The 17,511-nt window shown below is 69.2% G+C and carries 17 protein-coding genes and 1 pseudogene; 6 read left to right on the top strand and 12 right to left on the bottom strand.

Translation table 11 applies throughout. From position 1 onward, the window contains the following. Both EJK15_RS71920 and EJK15_RS58040 read left to right on the top strand, forming a co-directional pair. Positions 1 to 658, top strand: a 658-nt coding sequence (locus EJK15_RS71920; RefSeq protein ID WP_206061837.1) for a hypothetical protein, incomplete at its 5' end; no start/stop codon positions are given. Further along, entirely contained in the window at positions 655 to 1,365 is a 711-nt protein-coding gene (locus EJK15_RS58040) for a TniQ family protein (RefSeq protein WP_138718979.1), read from the top strand. The genes EJK15_RS71920 and EJK15_RS58040, both read left to right, overlap by 4 nt. On the opposite strand, the gene EJK15_RS58035 is transcribed toward EJK15_RS58040, so the two are convergent. From EJK15_RS58035 to EJK15_RS57980, 12 genes are all read right to left on the bottom strand, one after another. Then, positions 1,295 to 1,882, bottom strand: a complete 588-nt coding sequence (locus EJK15_RS58035) for a class I SAM-dependent methyltransferase (protein ID WP_240777882.1) — start codon at positions 1,880 to 1,882, stop codon at positions 1,295 to 1,297. The genes EJK15_RS58040 and EJK15_RS58035 overlap by 71 nt on opposite strands. A 114-nt stretch (positions 1,883 to 1,996) precedes the next feature. Further along, entirely contained in the window at positions 1,997 to 2,644 is a 648-nt protein-coding gene (locus tag EJK15_RS58030) for a carboxymuconolactone decarboxylase family protein (protein WP_240777881.1), read from the bottom strand. A 259-nt stretch (positions 2,645 to 2,903) separates the two neighbouring features. Continuing rightward, positions 2,904 to 3,260 carry a hypothetical protein gene (locus EJK15_RS71915; protein WP_171075179.1) on the bottom strand — a complete coding sequence of 119 codons (357 nt, stop codon included), beginning with the start codon at positions 3,258 to 3,260 and terminating at the stop codon, positions 2,904 to 2,906. Between the two features lie 26 nt (positions 3,261 to 3,286). Further along, a complete protein-coding gene (locus tag EJK15_RS58020) occupies positions 3,287 to 4,015 on the bottom strand; it encodes an SDR family NAD(P)-dependent oxidoreductase (RefSeq protein ID WP_138718977.1) in 729 nt (242 codons plus the stop codon). Between the two features lie 7 nt (positions 4,016 to 4,022). Continuing rightward, on the bottom strand, positions 4,023 to 5,249 hold the full coding sequence (locus tag EJK15_RS58015; protein ID WP_206061835.1) for a sialidase family protein: 1,227 nt from the start codon (positions 5,247 to 5,249) through the stop codon (positions 4,023 to 4,025). After that, positions 5,246 to 6,028, bottom strand: coding sequence for an HpcH/HpaI aldolase family protein (locus EJK15_RS58010; RefSeq protein WP_206061833.1), 783 nt, complete (start codon positions 6,026 to 6,028; stop codon positions 5,246 to 5,248). The genes EJK15_RS58015 and EJK15_RS58010 overlap by 4 nt, the downstream gene beginning before the upstream one ends. Before the next feature lie 28 nt (positions 6,029 to 6,056). Beyond that, a complete protein-coding gene (locus EJK15_RS58005; protein ID WP_138718975.1) occupies positions 6,057 to 7,061 on the bottom strand; it encodes an aldo/keto reductase in 1,005 nt (334 codons plus the stop codon). Further along, positions 7,058 to 7,918: an ATP-binding cassette domain-containing protein gene (locus EJK15_RS58000; RefSeq protein WP_138718974.1), complete on the bottom strand. Its 861-nt coding sequence runs from the start codon at positions 7,916 to 7,918 to the stop codon at positions 7,058 to 7,060. Before EJK15_RS58000 ends, EJK15_RS58005 begins: the two co-directional genes overlap by 4 nt. Then, entirely contained in the window at positions 7,915 to 8,790 is an 876-nt protein-coding gene (locus EJK15_RS57995) for an ABC transporter ATP-binding protein (RefSeq protein ID WP_138718973.1), read from the bottom strand. Before EJK15_RS57995 ends, EJK15_RS58000 begins: the two co-directional genes overlap by 4 nt. Positions 8,791 to 8,797: 7 nt before the next feature. Further along, on the bottom strand, positions 8,798 to 9,733 hold the full coding sequence (locus EJK15_RS57990; protein WP_138718972.1) for an ABC transporter permease: 936 nt from the start codon (positions 9,731 to 9,733) through the stop codon (positions 8,798 to 8,800). Then, the gene (locus EJK15_RS57985) at positions 9,730 to 10,665 is read right to left on the bottom strand and encodes an ABC transporter permease (protein ID WP_138718971.1); all 936 of its coding nucleotides are present in this window, start codon (positions 10,663 to 10,665) and stop codon (positions 9,730 to 9,732) included. Before EJK15_RS57985 ends, EJK15_RS57990 begins: the two co-directional genes overlap by 4 nt. Positions 10,666 to 10,668: 3 nt before the next feature. Then, positions 10,669 to 12,195, bottom strand: a complete 1,527-nt coding sequence (locus EJK15_RS57980; RefSeq protein WP_138718970.1) for an ABC transporter substrate-binding protein — start codon at positions 12,193 to 12,195, stop codon at positions 10,669 to 10,671. Positions 12,196 to 12,553: 358 nt separating this feature from the next. Between EJK15_RS57980 and pdxA the strand changes: the two genes are divergently transcribed. The 4 genes and pseudogenes from pdxA to EJK15_RS77315 form a co-directional block, all read left to right on the top strand. Next, on the top strand, positions 12,554 to 14,887 hold the full coding sequence (gene pdxA / locus EJK15_RS57975; RefSeq protein ID WP_206061831.1) for a 4-hydroxythreonine-4-phosphate dehydrogenase PdxA: 2,334 nt from the start codon (positions 12,554 to 12,556) through the stop codon (positions 14,885 to 14,887). A gap of 38 nt (positions 14,888 to 14,925) precedes the next feature. Continuing rightward, positions 14,926 to 15,747: a DeoR/GlpR family DNA-binding transcription regulator gene (locus EJK15_RS57970; protein ID WP_138718968.1), complete on the top strand. Its 822-nt coding sequence runs from the start codon at positions 14,926 to 14,928 to the stop codon at positions 15,745 to 15,747. A gap of 798 nt (positions 15,748 to 16,545) precedes the next feature. Then, the gene (locus tag EJK15_RS57965) at positions 16,546 to 16,938 is read left to right on the top strand and encodes a VOC family protein (RefSeq protein ID WP_138718967.1); all 393 of its coding nucleotides are present in this window, start codon (positions 16,546 to 16,548) and stop codon (positions 16,936 to 16,938) included. A 229-nt stretch (positions 16,939 to 17,167) separates the two neighbouring features. Continuing rightward, positions 17,168 to 17,511: pseudogene (locus EJK15_RS77315) on the top strand (hypothetical protein); the annotation flags it as partial.

Genomic DNA, 17,511 nt, shown 5'->3' with positions numbered 1-17,511 from the left:
AGAAACAATCTTCATGCCCTGTCCCGGGCGGAGTCTGCGCGGCAGGTTCGCGCGCACCTGGCCTGGCCGTCTACGCGCCATAGGCCTTTCGTCGGTTCGAAGTCATAGCAGCCATCCTCCCAAAGAAAGCCGCAACGATCAACGCGACCCCGGGATCCTGCTGGAGCAGGGCAACCTGTTCACTGACGGAGCACCGGTCCGCTCCCGCCCGGGCAAAGCAGGCACCTCCACGAATGGACACGAGCGCGGACGGGCCAGCCAATCGGGATCCCGCTTCGCCGACCTGCAGCACCTGGCCCCGTTTTCGATCCGCACCGCCGAGCAGCAGCGCACCTGGATGTCGCTGGTGCGTCACTTCGAGAGCAACCTGATCCTGCTCGATCACCAGCCCAACGCTCTGACCCTGCATCATTGGCGTTACCTGCACGAACGCACCTCCGGCTATATCGGCGCGCTGTCCATACTGTTCAAAAAGGCCGCTCACATGGCGATGGACCCGGGCGTCGAAGCGCTCACGCGCGACACCCTCGACCGCGTGGTGCTCGGCCACGACGACGAGGTCGACTACGCCAAGACCAGAGCCCGCCGCCAGGCTGCTGCTCGGCGCCGCACCAAGAAGGCCCCGGCCCCTTCCGACCAGGACACAGGCACCGGATGATACGGCACCACCTCGAACTCGAGGAGCGGCAGCCGGACCGGCCGCCGCTGCGGCGGCTGGCCCTGGTGCCGCCGCTGGCGGACGGAGAGGCCTTCCACTCCTGGTTCTTCCACCTGGTCGAGGCACACCACAGCCAGCGCGACACCATCGCAGCCCTGCTTGGCCTGCCTCCCTACACCCCGCAGCGCTACATCCTGGGCGATGACTTTCTCACCATCTATGACGGCGAGTACGTCTTCGAAAACCTGCGGGATGCCACCAGCCTGCGCGCCTGCGCCATGATGCGCATGGCGCTGATGGGCCAGGGCGGCCAGTTCATCACCCGCAGCTGGACCGGCAACACCACCACCCGCCCCTGGCTCTGGCGCCTGGACACCGCCGCTGTCTGCCCGCGCTGCCTCGCCACGCCTGATCCGGTCTGGCGCGTCGCCTGGCACTTGCTGCCCTGCGTGGTCTGCCCCATCCACCGGGTCTATCTGACCGGGTGGTGCCCGAGCTGCCCACGTCGTGCCCGAGGCGGGCCAGAAGCAGCGCGGTGGCCGCGCCCGCGGCGCGTGCGCCCACAACAACGACGTCATGGCGGTGGTGGATGGGCATGGGGACGTGACTCCAGATCTGCTGGTCAAATGAGTGAGATCAAGCGGCAGGAGGAGCGGCGAACCACGCTCGCCACCGGCGGACCGGACCGTCGTCATCGTCGTCGATGACGTCGGCAATGGATTCCTTGGTCAGCCCGTACTTGTGGAATGACTCGATTTCGATTCGCGTGAGTGGCCATGGCATCATGCCCGGCCACTCGTCCTCGTCCCGCGCCTTGGCGATGACCAAGAGCCGGCCGCCGGGCGCGACCAGCTGGGCGAGCCGGGCGAAGGCGGCACGTCGTGTCGCGCCGGTGAGGACCTGTAGCGTGAACACCTCGATCACCAGGTCGAACGCGCCGGCCCAGGACCTCGGCGGCGACAGCAGATCGGCGGCCACATACTCCACCGCGGAGTGGGGGAAGCGGCGCCGGGCTTCGGCGATCGCCGTCGGCGACACATCAAAGGCCAAGGTAGTCAAGCCCAGCGATGCGACGTGTTCGGCATCGTCGCCCAACCCGCAGCCGACCACGACGGCGCGCCCGCCCAAGGGGAGACCGGCCAGCGCCGAGACCAGGCGTGGACTGGGCGCCAAGCCAGCCCACGGCACCGTCACGACACCCTGTTCGGCCGCCGCATACAACATCTCGAACCAGCCCGTGGCGTCACCGCGGGCGAGAGATTCAGCGGCGAGTCGCCGCGCGAACCAGCGACCCGCATCCGTGGCCGCGTTTGTCGTCGCCCATGAGGATTCCATCGACTACACCTCGTCTGCGACATCGTCGATCGGACGGCCGAACGCGACCGCGTCGCGAACGACTCCCGGCACGCTGGAGCGAAGGGCCGCATCAGGGCGTACGCCCAGCGCGTCGTTGACCGTCGAGAACGCCAGGCGAAGAGCCACGAATGCGGTGATCGTGAAGATCTGCGAGTCGCTGAATCCGGCGTCACGCAGCTCCTGCGCATCCGCCGCGGTGGTGCCATTGGGCTCACGCGCCACCTTGCGGGCCCACGTGGCCATGGCTCGCTCGCTGCTGCTCAGGCCGTCGTCAACACCTGTCAGCACCCCAGCGGCGGTCTGCGCATCGCTCGCCTCGGCCAGCCTGCTTCCCCACACGAGTGAGCAGTAGGAGTCGCCGAACGCCGACGCGCACGCGGTCACGAGGACGTGGCGTTGACGCAGGCTGAGGCGATCCACGGTGGTCACCTGCCGCAGCAGGGCGAACAGCCCGGCCACCGTCGCGGGCTGATAGGCCCACAGACGTGAGACGCTCATCACGTAACCCAATTCGGCGATGTCCTCGTCGAAGATCCGCTGGGCCTCAGCGGTGGCTTCGGGGACACTGAGAAAACCGATCCCGTCCATGGTCTGCGAGGCAGAACCGTCAGGGTGATGTCCGGATGCCATGAGACTCCTCAGAAAGCCTTGTAGCTGCTGTCTTTAGAGAGGCGTGACATCCCGTTCCAACGGTGTCGGCGACCACCGCGGGCGTGGCTGGGGCTGGTCCCACGGCGGCGGGTCGAACGCGCGCAGCGCGGGCTGACGTCCCGGCTGCGGCCCCCTTGCGGTGTCCACCCGGCGACCCGCCGAGGCGGGCCAGCCGCGCGGCGATGCAATAGCTTGCAACCATTCAACAGCTTCCTCGAACCGCACTCGGATCGCACTGTCACTTTGAATGTCGTTCGGTCGAGTTGGTTAGATGCCGACGAACGCCGGCGGGCGGCCGGAGAAACATCCGCGCCGGGATGCCGAAGGTGCACCCCTCTCGACGCACGCCACAGGCGGCGATTCTGTTCACCACCATCGCTGTCGGCCTCATCACGTTCGTCTCGCTGGTTCCCGGCAGCGGGCGTTGCTGGGCGGAACGACGTCGCTGCTCCTGCTCGCGGCTTTCGCGGCCGTCAATGTATCCGTTCTCGTCCTGCGCAGGGACGAGACGACGGTGGAACACTTCAACGCGGGCCGCGTCCTCCCGGTGGTGGGGACGATCATGTGCCTCTACCTGGCAGCTCACCATCCTCACCCGCCGTTCCTTCGCTCACTGCCAGTTCACAGTGATGCGCCCGCGCACATCACCAGGTGCTGGCCGGTAACCGCGCCTCCTTCCGGTCCGAGGAGGAAGGCCGTCAGTCCCGCGACCTCCTCGGGTCTGATGAACCGGCCCAGCGGCGGAACCCGTGGCGGAGTGGCGGCACGTCCGGGATCCCGCAGCATGGGGGTGTCGGTCGGGCCGGGGGCGACCACATTGACGGTGATGCCACGCGGGACCAGTTCCATGGCCCAGGAACGGGCCAAGCCCACAAGCGCGGCCTTGGTCGCCGCGTACTGACTCTTGCCCGCCGCGCCCGCCATCGTGCGGCTTCCGATCAGCACAACGCGGCCACCTGGGCGGATCGCGTCGGCGAGGACGTTCACCAGAACGGTCGCGGCCTCGACGTGGACCCGCCACATGAGGGCGCCGTCCTGTGCCGAGAGGCGTCCGAGCGGCGCGGAGCGTTGCACGCCCGCCGCGTGAACGATGGCGTCGACGGCGCCCACCGAGGCTGATGCGTCGGCCAGCTGGTCGAGGTCGGTCAGGTCTGCCCGGATCCACGAGTAGGCCGGGGTGTCCTGGCGGTGCTCCGGAGGGCGGGTACGGCTCATCCCGGTGATTCTCCAGCCCTCGCGGAGCAGGCGTGTGGCGACGGCCCGGCCGATGCCGGAGCTGGCCCCGGTCACCACCGCGTGCTGCGGCTCGTCCGAGGTCCGTCCGGTGCGGCCGTCTGGCGCGGCGTCCATCGGCACGTCAGATGCCTTCGGCGCGGGCGGCCCACTCGGGTCGTACTCGGACGTACTTGATGACGCGGCGGTGGTAGGTGAAGACGATGTGCAGGTCACCGTCGGCGCTTTCCTGGATGGACGGGTAGGAGAACTCTCGGTTGAGGCCATCGCGGGAGTTGTTGGTCAGGCAGTAGCCATCGCCTACCTCCAGATCGCGGCGGATCGGCCACGTGCGCCCTCCGTCGCGGGACACCGCGAGGGTCATGGGCGCACGCGGGGCGCCCCAGAACGCGGTGCGCTCATCGCTCCCGGCGGGTGCCGGCTCTTCGCCGGTCCGACTCGCCGGGGTCCCGGTGAGGCCGTCATCGTCGATCTCGTCGTACAGGGACGCCCGGCGCTCGGTGGCGTCGGCCGCGCTGCTGGCGTTGAACACCAGCGCCAGCCGGCCGTCACGCAGTGTGACGTACTGGATGGAGGAATTGTTGTTGGGCAGCTCGGTGGCAGCGGGAACGCTCCAGGTCATGCCCTCGTCTTCCGACCGGCTCGCGTAGATCGAATCCGCCCAGCGGCTGCGGAACAGCGCGAGCAGCGTGCCGTCGGCCAGCAGGTGGGCGTTCATGTGGACGCAGCCGACGCTGTCCGGGACGGGCTGTTCGCGCCAGGTTCGTCCCTCGTCGTCGGAGACCATGAGAGAGCTGGTGTCGCGGTCGCCGACCCAGCGCTTCCCCGGTGTGGTGACGCAGTTGAAGACGGGCAGCAGCCATCGGCCGGACGGCAGCACGAGCACGGGCTGCCGGACGAAGACGCCGCCGCGGCTCGTGGCGGGGAGGAGGGTGTGCACGGGTCCCCAGGTGTGACCGTCGTCCTGCGAGATGCGGCAACGGACTTCGGCGGTGTCCTGGTTGCCCGCGTGCTGGGCGGTGTACAGCAGCCACAGCTCTCCGGCGGGAGTGAGGAACAGCACCGGGTTCTGCTCGGAACGCGTCGGGTCGTCGGACAGCCGCGTCGGCGTGGACCAGGTGTCCGCCCCCTTCTGCAGCCGGGAGAACCAGATGGAGATGTCCGAGACGCCTTCCTGCGTGCCGCCGAACCACACGCAGCCGAGAGCGCCGTCGCGTAGCGACATGATGTTGGCCGCGTGGTTCTGCACGGCAGGCGCGATCAGATACGCCTCATGGCGGTCCGGATCGTCGTCGCGAACGCGGATCATGCCGTCCATGGGCAGATGGCCGGGAACGACGGGCCGGCTCACTGTTCTCCTCGGCGAGACCGGGCTCGGGCGTCGGTCAGGTGGGACTTCGCGGCCTGTTCGAGGTGGACGAGGTCTGAGGCGATGGTGGCGAAGGTGTATCCCTCGGCCAGGCGCTTGGCGGCGGTCCCGCCGTCGGGGGTGTGTATGCCGGCGGCGACGCCGGCGGACCTGGCGGCTTCGCGCACCGTGACCAGCGCGTCCTCGAACGGGGAAGCGATCGCGGGGTCGCCGGGGAAGGCGCCGCCCAGGGCCAGGCACAGATCGGACGGGCCGACGTAGACGCCGTCCAGGCCGGGGGTCGCGCAGATCGCCTCGATGTTCGCCAGCCCCTGTGCCGTCTCGATCATGACGAGGACCAGCACTGTGGCGTCGCTGTCCGCGGGGCGCGGCCCGATGCGGAGCGCCGAGCGCATCGGGCCGTACGAGCGGCGCCCCTTCGGCGGATAGCGGGTCGCGGAGACGGCCGCCGCGGCGTCGTCGGCGGTGTCGATGAGTGGCACGATGACACCTGCGGCTCCCGCATCCAGGGCACGGCCGATGTGGCCGGGGTCGTTCGCCTCGACCCTGACCAGGCCCGCGGACACGCCGCCCGCGTCGATCGCCATCAGGCCGCTCAGCAGCCCCGAGTAGCCCAGCAGCCCGTGCTGGGCGTCCAGGCACACGTAGTCGTAGCCGAGGCGTGCGATGCGTTCGGTGGACACCGGCGAATCCAGGACGGACCAGTAGCCCAGTGCGGGCTCCCGGGCACGGATCCTGGCGGTGAAGTCGGTGATGCTCACTGCTGGTCTTCTCCTCGGCGGTCGGCTCTCATCGGTTGTAGGCGGGCATGGGTCCGCGCAGCGCCGCCCCGACGCGGTCACAGGCTGCGACGACATCCTCGGGAAGCGGTCCGGCCGCGGCGGTCGCGATGTTCGCGCGCAGGTGTTCGGCCTTGGAACCGCCGAGCAGGACGGCCCCCACGCCGTCGCGATGGAGCAGCCACCGCAGAGACAGCTCGATGAGGGGGATGCCCGACTGCGCGGCGATCTCGCCGAGGGCGGTGACGGCCTCGAACAGCGCCGGGCTCCAGTACCGCTGCCGGTACATGGGAGCGAGCTTGGAGTCGCCGAAGCGGCCGGCGGCGGGGTCCTGCTCGAAGGTGTGACGCCCGGTGAGCAAGCCCCCGCCGAGCGGGTTGTAGACCATGGTCGTCAGGCCGGCGCTCCGCGCGAACTCCAGGTATTCCTCCTCTACCCTGCGGGACAGGAGGTTGTACAGCTGTTGGGCGACGACAGGCCGCGGCGCGCCGACGGCGTCGGCGGCGTGGTTGATCTCCGAGATCTGCCAGGCAGCGTAGTTGGAGACGCCGAGCGCGCTGATCTTGCCCTCGGCGACGAACTCGGCGATCGCGCCGAGCGTCTCGGCCGGCGGCGTGCGGCGGTCGGGCTGGTGCAGGTAGAACAGGTCGACGTGGTCCACCTGCAGGCGGCGCAGGCTGCCTTCGAGGCTGGCTCGCAATCCTCTGGCGGACAACGGCGCGTGATCACCGGCGTCCGGATGGGGCATACCGGCCTTGGTGGCGAGGACGACCCGGTCGCGCCGGGTGGCGAGCAGCGGCGCCAGGATGGACTCGGTCGCGCCGCCCGCGTAGGCGTTGGCGGTGTCCACACCGGTGATGCCGGAGTCGAGCGCCACGTCCAGCATGCGCGCGGCCTCTTTCGCGTCCGCCGTGTCGCCGAACGTCATGGTTCCCAGCACCAGCCGGGACAGCCCGATGTGCGTCCCGGACGGTGTCGCCGCCGGTACGGAGATCGCCGGTACGGAAGTTGTCATCGGTCGGTTCCTCGCTGAACGGGTGCTCCGGGGGAATGGGTAGTGGACGGGGCCCGCACCAGGTCGCGCGGCTTGCGCCCGTGCATCGTGGCCGGATCCAGCGCGGCCCTGCGGAGTGCGCGCGTGTAGGGGTGGGCCGGGGCGGCCAGCACCGTCCGGGTCGGGCCGGACTCGACCAGGCGCCCTTTGCTCATGACGACGATGTCCTCGCTGATCTCCCTGACCACACCGAGGTTGTGGGAGATCACGACATAGGTGAGGCCGGTCTCGGCCTGGATCTTCACGAGCAGGGCCAGGACCTGCGCCTGCACGGACACGTCCAGTGCGCTCGTCGCCTCGTCGCAGACCAGGAGGTCGGGTTTGGAGGCGAGGGCTCTGGCGATGCCGATGCGCTGGCGCTGGCCGCCGGAGAACTCCGGCGGGCGACGTTCCAGGGCCGTGGCGGGCAGGCCGACCTGGTCGATGAGCCTGGCCGCCTCCTTGGCCCGGGCGCGTCTGTCGCGCATTCCGCGCACCCGCAGCGGTTCCGCGACGATCTCCTCCGCCGACAGGTGCGGGTCGAGCGATCCGTACGGGTCCTGGAAGATCATTTGTACCCGGGTGCGCATCGGGCGCAGCTGTTTCTCCCTCAGCTGGGCGATGTCGGTGCCGCCCACCACGATGCGGCCTGCGGTGGGCTTGACCAGCCGTACGATCGACCGGGCGATCGTGGACTTGCCGCAGCCTGACTCCCCCACGATGGCCAGGGTGCCGCCCCGCCGCACGGTGAAGCTGACGTTGTCGACCGCGCGGAACACGCCGTGGGCGACGGGATAGTCCACGACGAGGCCGTCGACCTCGAGGAACGCGTCGGTCATCGGGATTCTCCCACGGCGTCGTCGAGGGGCGCTTCCAGGGACTCGCCGTCTTCGTCCCAGGGGCCCAGCCGTGGGACCGCTGTCAGCAACTTCCTGGTGTACGGGTCGCGGGGTGCGTCGACGATCTGCTCGGCCTCGCCCGACTCGACGAATCGCCCGTCCTTCATGACATGGATGCGGTCCGAGACGAGCCGGGCCACGCCGATGTCGTGAGTGATCATGAGGATGCCGATGCCGGTGTTCTCCTGTACTTCGAGCAGCAGGTCGAGGATGCCTGCCTGGACGGTGACGTCCAGGGCGGAGGTCGGTTCGTCGGCGACGAGCAGCCCGGGCGATCCGGCTAGCGCGATCGCGATGAGCACACGCTGCAGCATGCCTCCCGACAGCTGATGCGGATACCTGCGTAGCTGGGACTCCGGATCGGATATGTGCATCCGGGCCAGCAGGTCGACGGAGCGCGAGACGGTTTCCGACCGGGACAGGCCGCGGTGGCGCAGCCGCACGGCCTCGCGGAGTTGCCGCCCGATGGTGTGGACGGGGCTGAGCGCCGTCATGGGATCCTGCGGGATGAGCGAGACGGTACGCCCGCGCACCTTGCGCACCGCGCCGGGGTCGGCGATGACGTCGACTCCCTGAAAGCGGGCCTTGCCAGAGAGGACCGCCAGCTCCGGGGGAAGCAGCCGCAGGATGCCCATGGCCGTGGTGGACTTGCCCGATCCCGACTCGCCGATGATCGTCACGGTTTCGCCCTGGCGGATGAGGAAGCTGACACCGTCGACGGCGCGGACGATGCCGGCTTCGGCCATCAGCTCGATCTGCAGGTCCTCGACCTCCAGCAGGGGACGATCGGCCCCGTCGAACTCGGCTGTCATGCCCGGCTCACCTTCCCTTCCGCCTGCGGACTCGGTCCCGCAGCCCGTCTCCGAGCAGGTTGACACCGACGACAAGCAGCACGATGACCAGTCCGGGCAGCGTGACCAGCCACCACGACGTCGTGATGTAGTCCTGGCCGTCGGAGATGATGCGGCCCCAGGTGGCGAACGGGCGCTGCGGACCGGCGCCCAGATAGCTCAGCGCGCTCTCCAGCAGCACGGCCTGGGCCAGCAACAGCAGGATCACCAGCGTGGCCTGCTTGACGACGTTGGGCAGCACGTGCCGGAGCAGGATGGTGATGCGATGCAGGCCGAGCACCCGGGCCGCGGCCACGTACGGTTTCTCCCGCTCGACGAGCACCAGAGAACGGGTCAGGCGGGCCACTTCCGGCCACTGCGCGATCGCGATCACGAAGGTGATGACCGGAATGGACGGGCCGAAGAGCGCGACGATGAGCAGCAGCATCAACAGCAGAGGCAGCGACAGCTGCGCTTCCAGCAGACGCGAGACCATGGCGTCGACCCAGCCACCGAAGAATCCGGCCGCGGCGCCGGCGATGAGACCGATGATGCCGGACACGACGATGGCCAGCACGCCGACGGTGAGCGAGACCTGGCCGCCGTGCAGGACCCGGGAGAGAAGATCTCTGCCGAGCTGGTCGGTTCCGAACAGGTGCCCGCCGGTCAGCGGTGGCAGGCGACGCAGGCCGAGGCTCTGCTCGTCCGGCCCGGGGATCGGCAGGATGTTGGCCAGGGCGACAGGCACGACGACGAGGGCCACGCACACCGAGCCGACCCATGTCTTCAGCCGCGCGCTCTTGCGGCGGCGGACCGCCGCGGATCGGGCGAGATCCTTGGCGGAGACCGCGCTGGGCCGCGCGGGAGGCTCCGCGGTGTCGCGGCTGCCGAAGCCGTCGGCGGGGCCGGCCGCCGTGGCGGTCATGAGGCCACCGCCTTCCCGAGTCGTACCCGCGGGTCGAGCAACGGGTAGGTGAGATCGATGAGCAGCTGAACGGCCACTGTCAGGATGGCCGTGACCAGGACGGTCGCCTGGATCAGCGGGTAGTCCCTGGTTTCCAGCGCGCGCACGACGAGCGATCCGACACCCGGCCAGGCGAAGACGACCTCGACCACCACCACGCCGTTGAGCATGGCGGCGAACCGGGTGCCGAGCGCGGTCACCACCGGGATGGCCGAGTTGCCCATGGCGTAGCGCCAGGTCAGGCCGCGTTCGGAGACGCCGCGGGAGCGGGCGATCATCAGGTAGGGAGCCGCGAAGCCCGCCCCCATCTCCCGGCGTACCATCCGGGAGATCAGCGCGATCTGCAGGATGCCGACGGTCACGGTCGGCAGCACCAGGCCAGCCCAACTGGTGAAGCCGGATGCCGGGAGGACGGGGACGAGCACGGCGAAGATGGTCAGCAGCATGATGCCGCTCCAGAACTCCGGCATGGACTGGCCGGCGATCATGGCCACGTTGGCCCCCAGCTCGCGGCCGGTGTCGGCGCGCCGCGCCATCCAGACGCCGACCGGGATGGCCACGACCGCGGCGAACAGGATGGCGGACACGGCGAGCATGACGGTGTACGGCATGCGGCTGAGGACGACGTCCAGGGCGGGGGCCTGGAAGGAGAAGGACGTGCCCAGGTCGCCGCCGAACAGGTCACGCACGAAGATTCCGTACTGCTGTATGAGCGGTTTGTCCAGGCCGAACTGGACGCGGATGCGGGCGAGTTCGGCCGTGGTGGCCAGGGGGCTGGCGTATGCGGCGGCGGGATCCCCTGGTGCCAGCCGCACGACGACGAACACCGCGGAGACGGTCAGGAAGATCGCCAGGATGCTCTGCCCGGCACGCTGGGCGACGTAGCGGATCACGACTCATCCACTCAGTCGGACGGATGCGAGGTCGTAGGAGTTGGTGGGACTGAGCAGGACGTTCTGCATGCGCTTGCGCCGGGCGACGACGGTCTTGGGGACGAAGGCCCACATGCAGGGCCAGGTGTCCCAGATGTCCTTCTGGGCCGTGGCGAGGAGGCGCTCCCTGGCCGTGTTGTCGGATTCCTGTGAGGCCTTCTGCAGCAAGGTCGTGATCTTGGGGATCACGTAGCCATGGTAGGTGTCCCGGGTGGCCTCCTTTTCCGCCGTGCCGGCGAACATGCCCTGCAGCGGAGTCAGCGCCAGCCCGGTCGGGCCGGGATAGCCGTTGCCGAGGACGTCCCAGTCGCCGGCCCGGCCCTGGCGCCACTTGGTGATTTCGCCGCCCGGCTGGAACTGCTGGAGTTCGGCCTGCACACCGACCGCCTTGAGCATCTCCACCACCGCCTCCATGACGCTGGTGTCGTTGGCGAACTCTCCGGTCTCCCAGATGATCTTGATTTTGAGATCTTTCACTCCGGCGGCGTCGAGCATCTGCCTGGCCTTCTGCGGGTCGTAGACGTACTCGCCCGTTTGAACCGCCCCGGTCAGGGTGTCCGCCACCACGCCTCGGGCCTGGGTGACCGAATCGGCGAAGACGTCCTTGATCAGGGCGGGACCGTTGACGGCGTAGCTGAGCGCCTCGCGCACGCGCACGTCGGCGAGCGGGTGCCCGGAGGGCTTGCGGAAGTTGTAGAAGAGCTGGCTGATCCGCGTGCTCGGCACCTGCTGTATCTCCACGTCGCTCAGACCGGAGAGCTGGCTGATCGCATCGGGGGAGATCGAGTCGATCACATCGACCTCGCCGCTGCGCAGGGCGACGACGCGGTTGGCCTCCTCCGGGAGGAACCTGACCTGTACGGTCTTGATCACGGGCGCGGGACCCCAGTATTTGTCGTTGACCTGCAGCGTGTACTCACCGGTGCCCCGGTTGGCGGAGGTGACGACGTAGGGGCCCGATCCGATGCCGCCCTGGAGCTCCTCCGGTTTGTTGGCGGCAGCGGGGGTGATCAGAATGTTCGCCATCAGGTAGTCGAGTGTCGGCACCGGGTTCTCCGTCACGAGCTTGAAGGTGCTCGCGTCGACGGGGGTGACGGTCGGCCATTCGGGGAAGAGGCCGGCCAGGAACGATCCGAGGACCTTCTGGTACATCTGCAGAGCGGTTGAGACGTCTTCGACCGTGACCGGGCTGCCATCGGAGTAGTGGACGCCGTCGCGCAGCTTGACCGTCCACTCGGTGGGAGCCGTCAGCTCGAACCTCTCGGCCAGGACGGGCTGCACGGTGAGCTTCGGATCGATGAAGGTCAGCGCCTGACGGACGCCGCGCTGGACGGTGACGGCGGCATCGAACTGGTTGAGCTTGTTGTCCAGCGACACGAGCGAGCGGTTGAGCGCCAGCGTGATCCCCGAGCCGGCGGTGGAGCCGGCGCTGGATCCCGCGCCGGGGGCGGGCCCCGGTCCCGCACAGGCGGCGAGGGGACTCAGGGTCATGGCCGCACCCGTGAGAGCACCGAGACGGAGAAGACTGCGACGGGAGAACTGGGGGGCGCTTCCGAGATGAGTCACTGGGGTTCTCGCTTTCTGAACCGTCCGCAGCGGTGCGCCTCTCAGCAGCGGCCGCCTGCCAGGTCCGGATGTTTCCCACGTCACAACGACGTTGCTGCACCATTACACGCATGCGCACTTCGCGCAAGAGGTCTAGCGCATTTTGTGCAAGCTGTGACATCATCCGGTCAAGACGAAGGCTGCGCCGACGTGCACGCCTCGCTCCGGAGCGGATCGCGCAAGAGGTTCGCGAGGACTGCGGGAGCCTGCCTGACGTGCAAAACCTGACTGTATCGGGGGTTCCTTGAAGCCCAAGCCCAGCACGGCCGCGGACGGTGTCCTCGTCGTGGCCGACGACCTGTCGGGTGCGGCCGAGGTCGCAGCACGCATCATGATGCGCACAACACGCACAAGGATTGTTCTCACTGACCACGCCGTGCGGGGCGAGCGCGATTCCGCCGACATCCTCGTCGTCGATACCGACTCCCGGCACCTGCGTCCCGCCGAGGCTGCCGCGGCGGTGCGTTCCGCGGTCGCCCTGGCCTCCGCCGGGCGTCCGCGGCTGGTCTTCAAGAAGATCGACTCGCTGCTGCGCGGCAACGTCGCGGCGGAGGTGGCCGCGCTGACGACGCCTGGGGCCGGCATCGTCGTCGCCCCTGCCCTGCCTGGCCTGGATCGGGTGGTGCGCGGCGGCGTGCTGCACCTGGCCGGAGTGGCCCTCCACCGGGCGAACGCCTGGGCGGTGGACGGCGTCCCGGCTCCGACGTCGGTCGAGGCGGCGCTGGCGCCGCTCCGGGCCCGCGTGCTGGATCTCGCGACCGTGCGATCGGATCGTCTTTCCGACGCGATCGCCTCTTGCTCCGAGGAGGCGTGCATCGCGCTGTGCGACGCGGAGACCGATCAGGATCTGGACGCCGTGCTGCGTGCCGCGCTGGCCGTGCAGTCGGTGCGACTGGTGGGATCCGGCGGGCTCGCCGACGCGCTCGGGCGCCATCTGCGGAGTCTCGGTACGGCCGTCGAGGAGCATGAGCCCGCCCCGACGCACACCGCGCGGCGCAGGGACGCGGCGCCGCTCGTCGTGGTGGGCAGCGCCGAGCCGGTCGCGGCCGAACAGGTGCGCCGGCTGGCCGAGGCCGGAGCCGTTCCCGTTGCCCTGCCCGTGACGGCGCTCCTCGGCACACCTGCCGGCCGGGAGCCCCTCCCCCACATCCCGATCGGCGACCGGGCGGTCGTGGCCTTCCTCGACTCCGCCGGCTCCGTCCTCCCTGCGGCCTCCCGTGACATCGCGCGCCGGCTGGCCGAGGCCGTCGCGGACGCGGTGCGCGCGTCCGCGCGGCCGGTGAACCTCGTGCTGACCGGCGGAGAGACCGCCCGGCGCGTCCTCGACGCCCTCCAGGTGCGGGAACTGACACCTGTCGGGCAGGTGCACCCGGGAGCCGTCCACTCCCGGACGCCCGAAGGCCGTTCAGTGGTCACCCGCCCGGGCAGTTTCGGGGAAGGCGACTCGCTCGTCGAGATCGTCAGGGCGTTGGCTCCGCACTCCCTCGGACCTCTTGACCCCACTCTTCTCCCCCTGAACCAAGCGAAAGGTCCCGTCGTGAGCATCAGCACCGCCGCCGTCGGCCGACAGCCGCGCACAGCGGCCACTCCGATCATCGCCGTCACCATGGGTGACGGGGCCGGGGTGGGTCCGGAAGTCATTGTCGGCGCCCTCCAGGACCCCCACATCGCCGAGCTCTGCCGTCCCGTCGTCATCGGCGACGCCGTACGGCTGCGCCAGGCGGCCTCCATCCTCGGGACCGCCACCGAGATCGTGGTGGTCGACACGGTGACCGACGCCGTGTTCCAGCCTGGACGCGTCAATGTCATCGACCTGGGGCTCCTGCCGGAAGACCTGCCCTGGGGGCAGATCTCCCCCGTGGCGGGGGCGGCCGCATACCACTATGTGCGGGTCGCCAGCGAGCTGGCCATGGCCGGGAAGGTGCAGGCGATCTGCACGGCGCCACTGAACAAGGAAGCCCTGCACGCGGGCGGCTACATCTTCCCCGGGCACACCGAACTCCTCGCGCACCTGACCGGGACCGACGAGGTGTCCATGATGTTGTCCTCGCCGAAGATCCGCGTCATCCACGTCACCACGCACATCGGACTGATCGACGCCATCGCGAAGATCGAACCCGGCCTGGTGGAACGAACCATACGCCGAGGCCACGAGGCGCTGCGGCGCGCCGGGATCGAGAACCCGCGCATCGGCGTGTGCGGCATCAACCCGCACGCCGGGGAGAACGGCCTGTTCGGCTACGGCGAAGAGGCCGAGAAAATCGTTCCCGCCGTCGAAGTCCTGAAGGCCGACGGCATCGACGTGCACGGGCCGCTGCCCGCCGACACGGCGTTCTTCGTCGCGGGGCGCGGAGACTACGACCTCATCGTGGCGATGTACCACGACCAGGGCCACGGTCCGGTGAAGATCCTCGGCATCGAGGCCGGGGTGAACATCACCGTGGGCCTGCCCGTCATCCGGACGTCCGTGGACCACGGAACCGCCTTCGACATCGCCGGGAAAGGCACCGCCGAAGTAGGTAGCATGATCGAGGCGCTGCGGCAAGCCGCCCAGATGTCTCCCAGCCCGGCGATCTGACCCCGGAACGTTGAACGACAAGCCGAGAAGGAAGAGCGTTGCCCAGGAACTCTGACCGTCGGCGCGCCGAGATCGTGCGCCTGGCCACGACCAGCGGTCTGGCCAGTGTCGAAGAGCTGTCCTCGACGTTCGCCGTGACACCCTCCACCATCCGCCGTGACCTCGCCCGGCTGACCGCGCAAGGACTGCTGGCCCGCACATACGGCGGCGCGATGGCCGTCGTCGCCCATCCCGAGGACTCGTTGCGCCAGCGCGTCGGTGACGCCTTCGAGGCCAAACGCGGAATCGCCAAATGGGCGGCCCAGCAGATCGGAGCCGGGGAGTCCGTGCTGCTCGACGCCGGCTCGACCGTCGCGGCGCTGGCTCACGAGCTGCGCTCCAGCACCCAGCTCCTGATCGCGACCACGAGCCTGACGGTGCTCAAGGAGCTCGACGACGTCGAAGGCCTCCATGTGGAGTGCCTCGGCGGCAGGCTGCGCCACCTCAGCCAGGGGTTCGTCGGCCCCACCACCGAGGCTTGCCTGGAGCGGATGTCGTTCGACCGCGTCTTCCTCGGGGCTGACGGAGTCACCGCCGACCGCGGGATCTGCGAGGCCGACCTCCAGCAGACCCGGCTCAAGGAGCTCATGGCCCGCAGTTCCCACAAGACCTACGTGCTGGCGCATGCGGCCAAGCTCGGGCGACGTCCGTTCCACGCCTGGGTTCAGCTGCCCCGGCCCTGGACGCTTGTGACCGACGCCGGCGCCCCGGAAGACGCGCTGGCCCCGTTCTCGGCTGAGGGAGTCGAGGTGGTCGTGGTCGACGCCGAAGGGCAGATCAGCAAGCCGAAGCCGACCGCGGGTCAGCCGATCGCCCCGTAGCGGCCCGCACGCCCGGCCGGGCCGGTTGGCCCCGTGCGGGCATCGGGGTCGCGGTGGAGTCGTGCATCCTTCCTGATGATCAAGGGGGACCTCAGGTCAAGTGTCCGGAGAACAGGGGGGAGCTCAGAATGCCGTTCGGCCAAGCAGATTAGACATTGATCTAAAGGGCAATTCCCTGGTCAGCGATAGGTTTCACTGTCATGTTCAGCGCCGCCAGACATCTGTCGGTGTCTGAGGCGCTTGCAGATGTCAGTACGGCGCAGGAGATGTCAGCGGACTTGGCACTAGGCCATCGGGGATGTCAGTAGGCGCGTGTCCGGTGTCCGTTTCTGGGCGGATCTTGCAGCGTCTCACTGTGGTGCCGGCATCGGTGGGAGGTTCTCGGCCAATGGTGCAGATCACTGTCCGATTCATCCTGTTCACGCTAGCTTGCGTCTCATCCGACCTGGCATTTCTCACCAGACTCGACAGCGAGGGCGGGACCCTGCGGATGTCCTCTTCCAGCCGATGAGCGAGTACCCGGTCGAAGGCGCGGCTTCCGCAGCCCGTCGAGGAGAGCTCGGCGAGATCCCCACATCCGAGTCCGTGGAACCCTCGACGGCCTGCCGCTTTCGCCCACGGACCGCGACCCACGAGGCGCCGGTACGCGACCGTCCTCAGGGAGGCCGAGCGCGCCTCCGAGCCGTCAACCGGCAGGGGTTTCGCGCATCGGTTACCTTCTCCCGTCGTCGCCCGTCATGTAGGTGACGGCCGAGTATGTCCGAGGTCGTCGGACCGACAAGTGGAGTGGAGAACAGGGTGCTGACAAACATCATGTATGTGACGATCTGTGTCACCGATCAGGACCGCGCGTTGAAGTTCTATACCGAAGGGCTCGGCTTGGAAAAGCGGGTGGACTATCCGGGGCCTGATGGACGCTTCCTTACCGTGGGCGTTGCGGGCAGTCCGGTCGAGATCATCCTTTGGTCGCATGCGCCCGCCTCGGGGCAGCCGGTCGAGGCGCGGCCGGGCGCGCTCATCCTGGAGTCGGACGACCTGCGGAAGGACTTCGAGGTGCTTCGCCGGCGAGGCGTGCCCTTCGACCAGCCCGAACCGGAGGACTACCCGTTCGGGGTCCGCATCGAGGCGGTGGATCCGGACGGCAACCGGATCTCGCTCCGTCAGCAGCGCCGCGCACGTCGTGACGGCTGAACGTCCGCAGACCCGCGTGGCCGGCGCTGCCCGGCGCCGGCCACGCCACGATCCCGGCCCGTCATCACCCGGGATCAAGCCCATCCGAGGAGGGTGCAACATGACCGACGCCGGCCCGACGGATTTGGTCGCCGAGGCGTTCGAGGCGCAGCGCGATCGGCTCCGCGCGGTCGCCTAACGCGTGCTCGGATCGCACGCCGATGCCGAGGACGTGGTCCAGGAGGCCTGGATGCGGCTCGCGCGCCAGGACACGGCGATCATTCAGAACCTGGCAGCCTGGCTGACCACGGTGGTCGGCCGGATCAGCCGCACCGGCACCGATGTGCACCCCCGCCCGGGCCCGCAACAAGGCCCGCCTGACCCCCAAACGGCGGCAGGCCAGCAGCAGCACCAAGACGTTCAGCTGTGTGCCCGACCGGCGCACGGTGCCCGCCCCCGCCCCCGGCACGCCCGGGACGGGACAGCGTCCGGCGGGCCAGGCACCCCAGGCGCCCCGCCCACCGGCGGGGCGTACAGGGCCTGTACGCGATCCTCACCACCGGACCGGCTTCCACCTGTCTCTTTTACACATCT

Origin of the sequence: Nonomuraea basaltis (genome assembly GCF_005893125.1) — a bacterium.
Lineage (GTDB): Bacteria > Actinomycetota > Actinomycetes > Streptosporangiales > Streptosporangiaceae > Nonomuraea > Nonomuraea basaltis.
The sequence above is the reverse complement of the archived record's forward strand: the minus strand, read 5'-3'. Positions and strand labels throughout refer to the sequence as shown.

Bases quoted from the DNA above. Each gene is read 5' to 3' on its own strand.
- EJK15_RS58040 (WP_138718979.1), top strand. From the start codon at position 655: ATGATACGGCACCACCTCGAACTCGAGGAGCGGCAGCCGGACCGGCCG.
- EJK15_RS58035 (WP_240777882.1), bottom strand. From the start codon at position 1,882: ATGTTGTATGCGGCGGCCGAACAGGGTGTCGTGACGGTGCCGTGGGCT.
- EJK15_RS58030 (WP_240777881.1), bottom strand. From the start codon at position 2,644: ATGGCATCCGGACATCACCCTGACGGTTCTGCCTCGCAGACCATGGAC.
- EJK15_RS58020 (WP_138718977.1), bottom strand. From the start codon at position 4,015: ATGGACGCCGCGCCAGACGGCCGCACCGGACGGACCTCGGACGAGCCG.
- EJK15_RS58005 (WP_138718975.1), bottom strand. From the start codon at position 7,061: ATGACAACTTCCGTACCGGCGATCTCCGTACCGGCGGCGACACCGTCC.
- EJK15_RS58000 (WP_138718974.1), bottom strand. From the start codon at position 7,918: ATGACCGACGCGTTCCTCGAGGTCGACGGCCTCGTCGTGGACTATCCC.
- EJK15_RS57995 (WP_138718973.1), bottom strand. From the start codon at position 8,790: ATGACAGCCGAGTTCGACGGGGCCGATCGTCCCCTGCTGGAGGTCGAG.
- EJK15_RS57990 (WP_138718972.1), bottom strand. From the start codon at position 9,733: ATGACCGCCACGGCGGCCGGCCCCGCCGACGGCTTCGGCAGCCGCGAC.
- EJK15_RS57980 (WP_138718970.1), bottom strand. From the start codon at position 12,195: ATGACCCTGAGTCCCCTCGCCGCCTGTGCGGGACCGGGGCCCGCCCCC.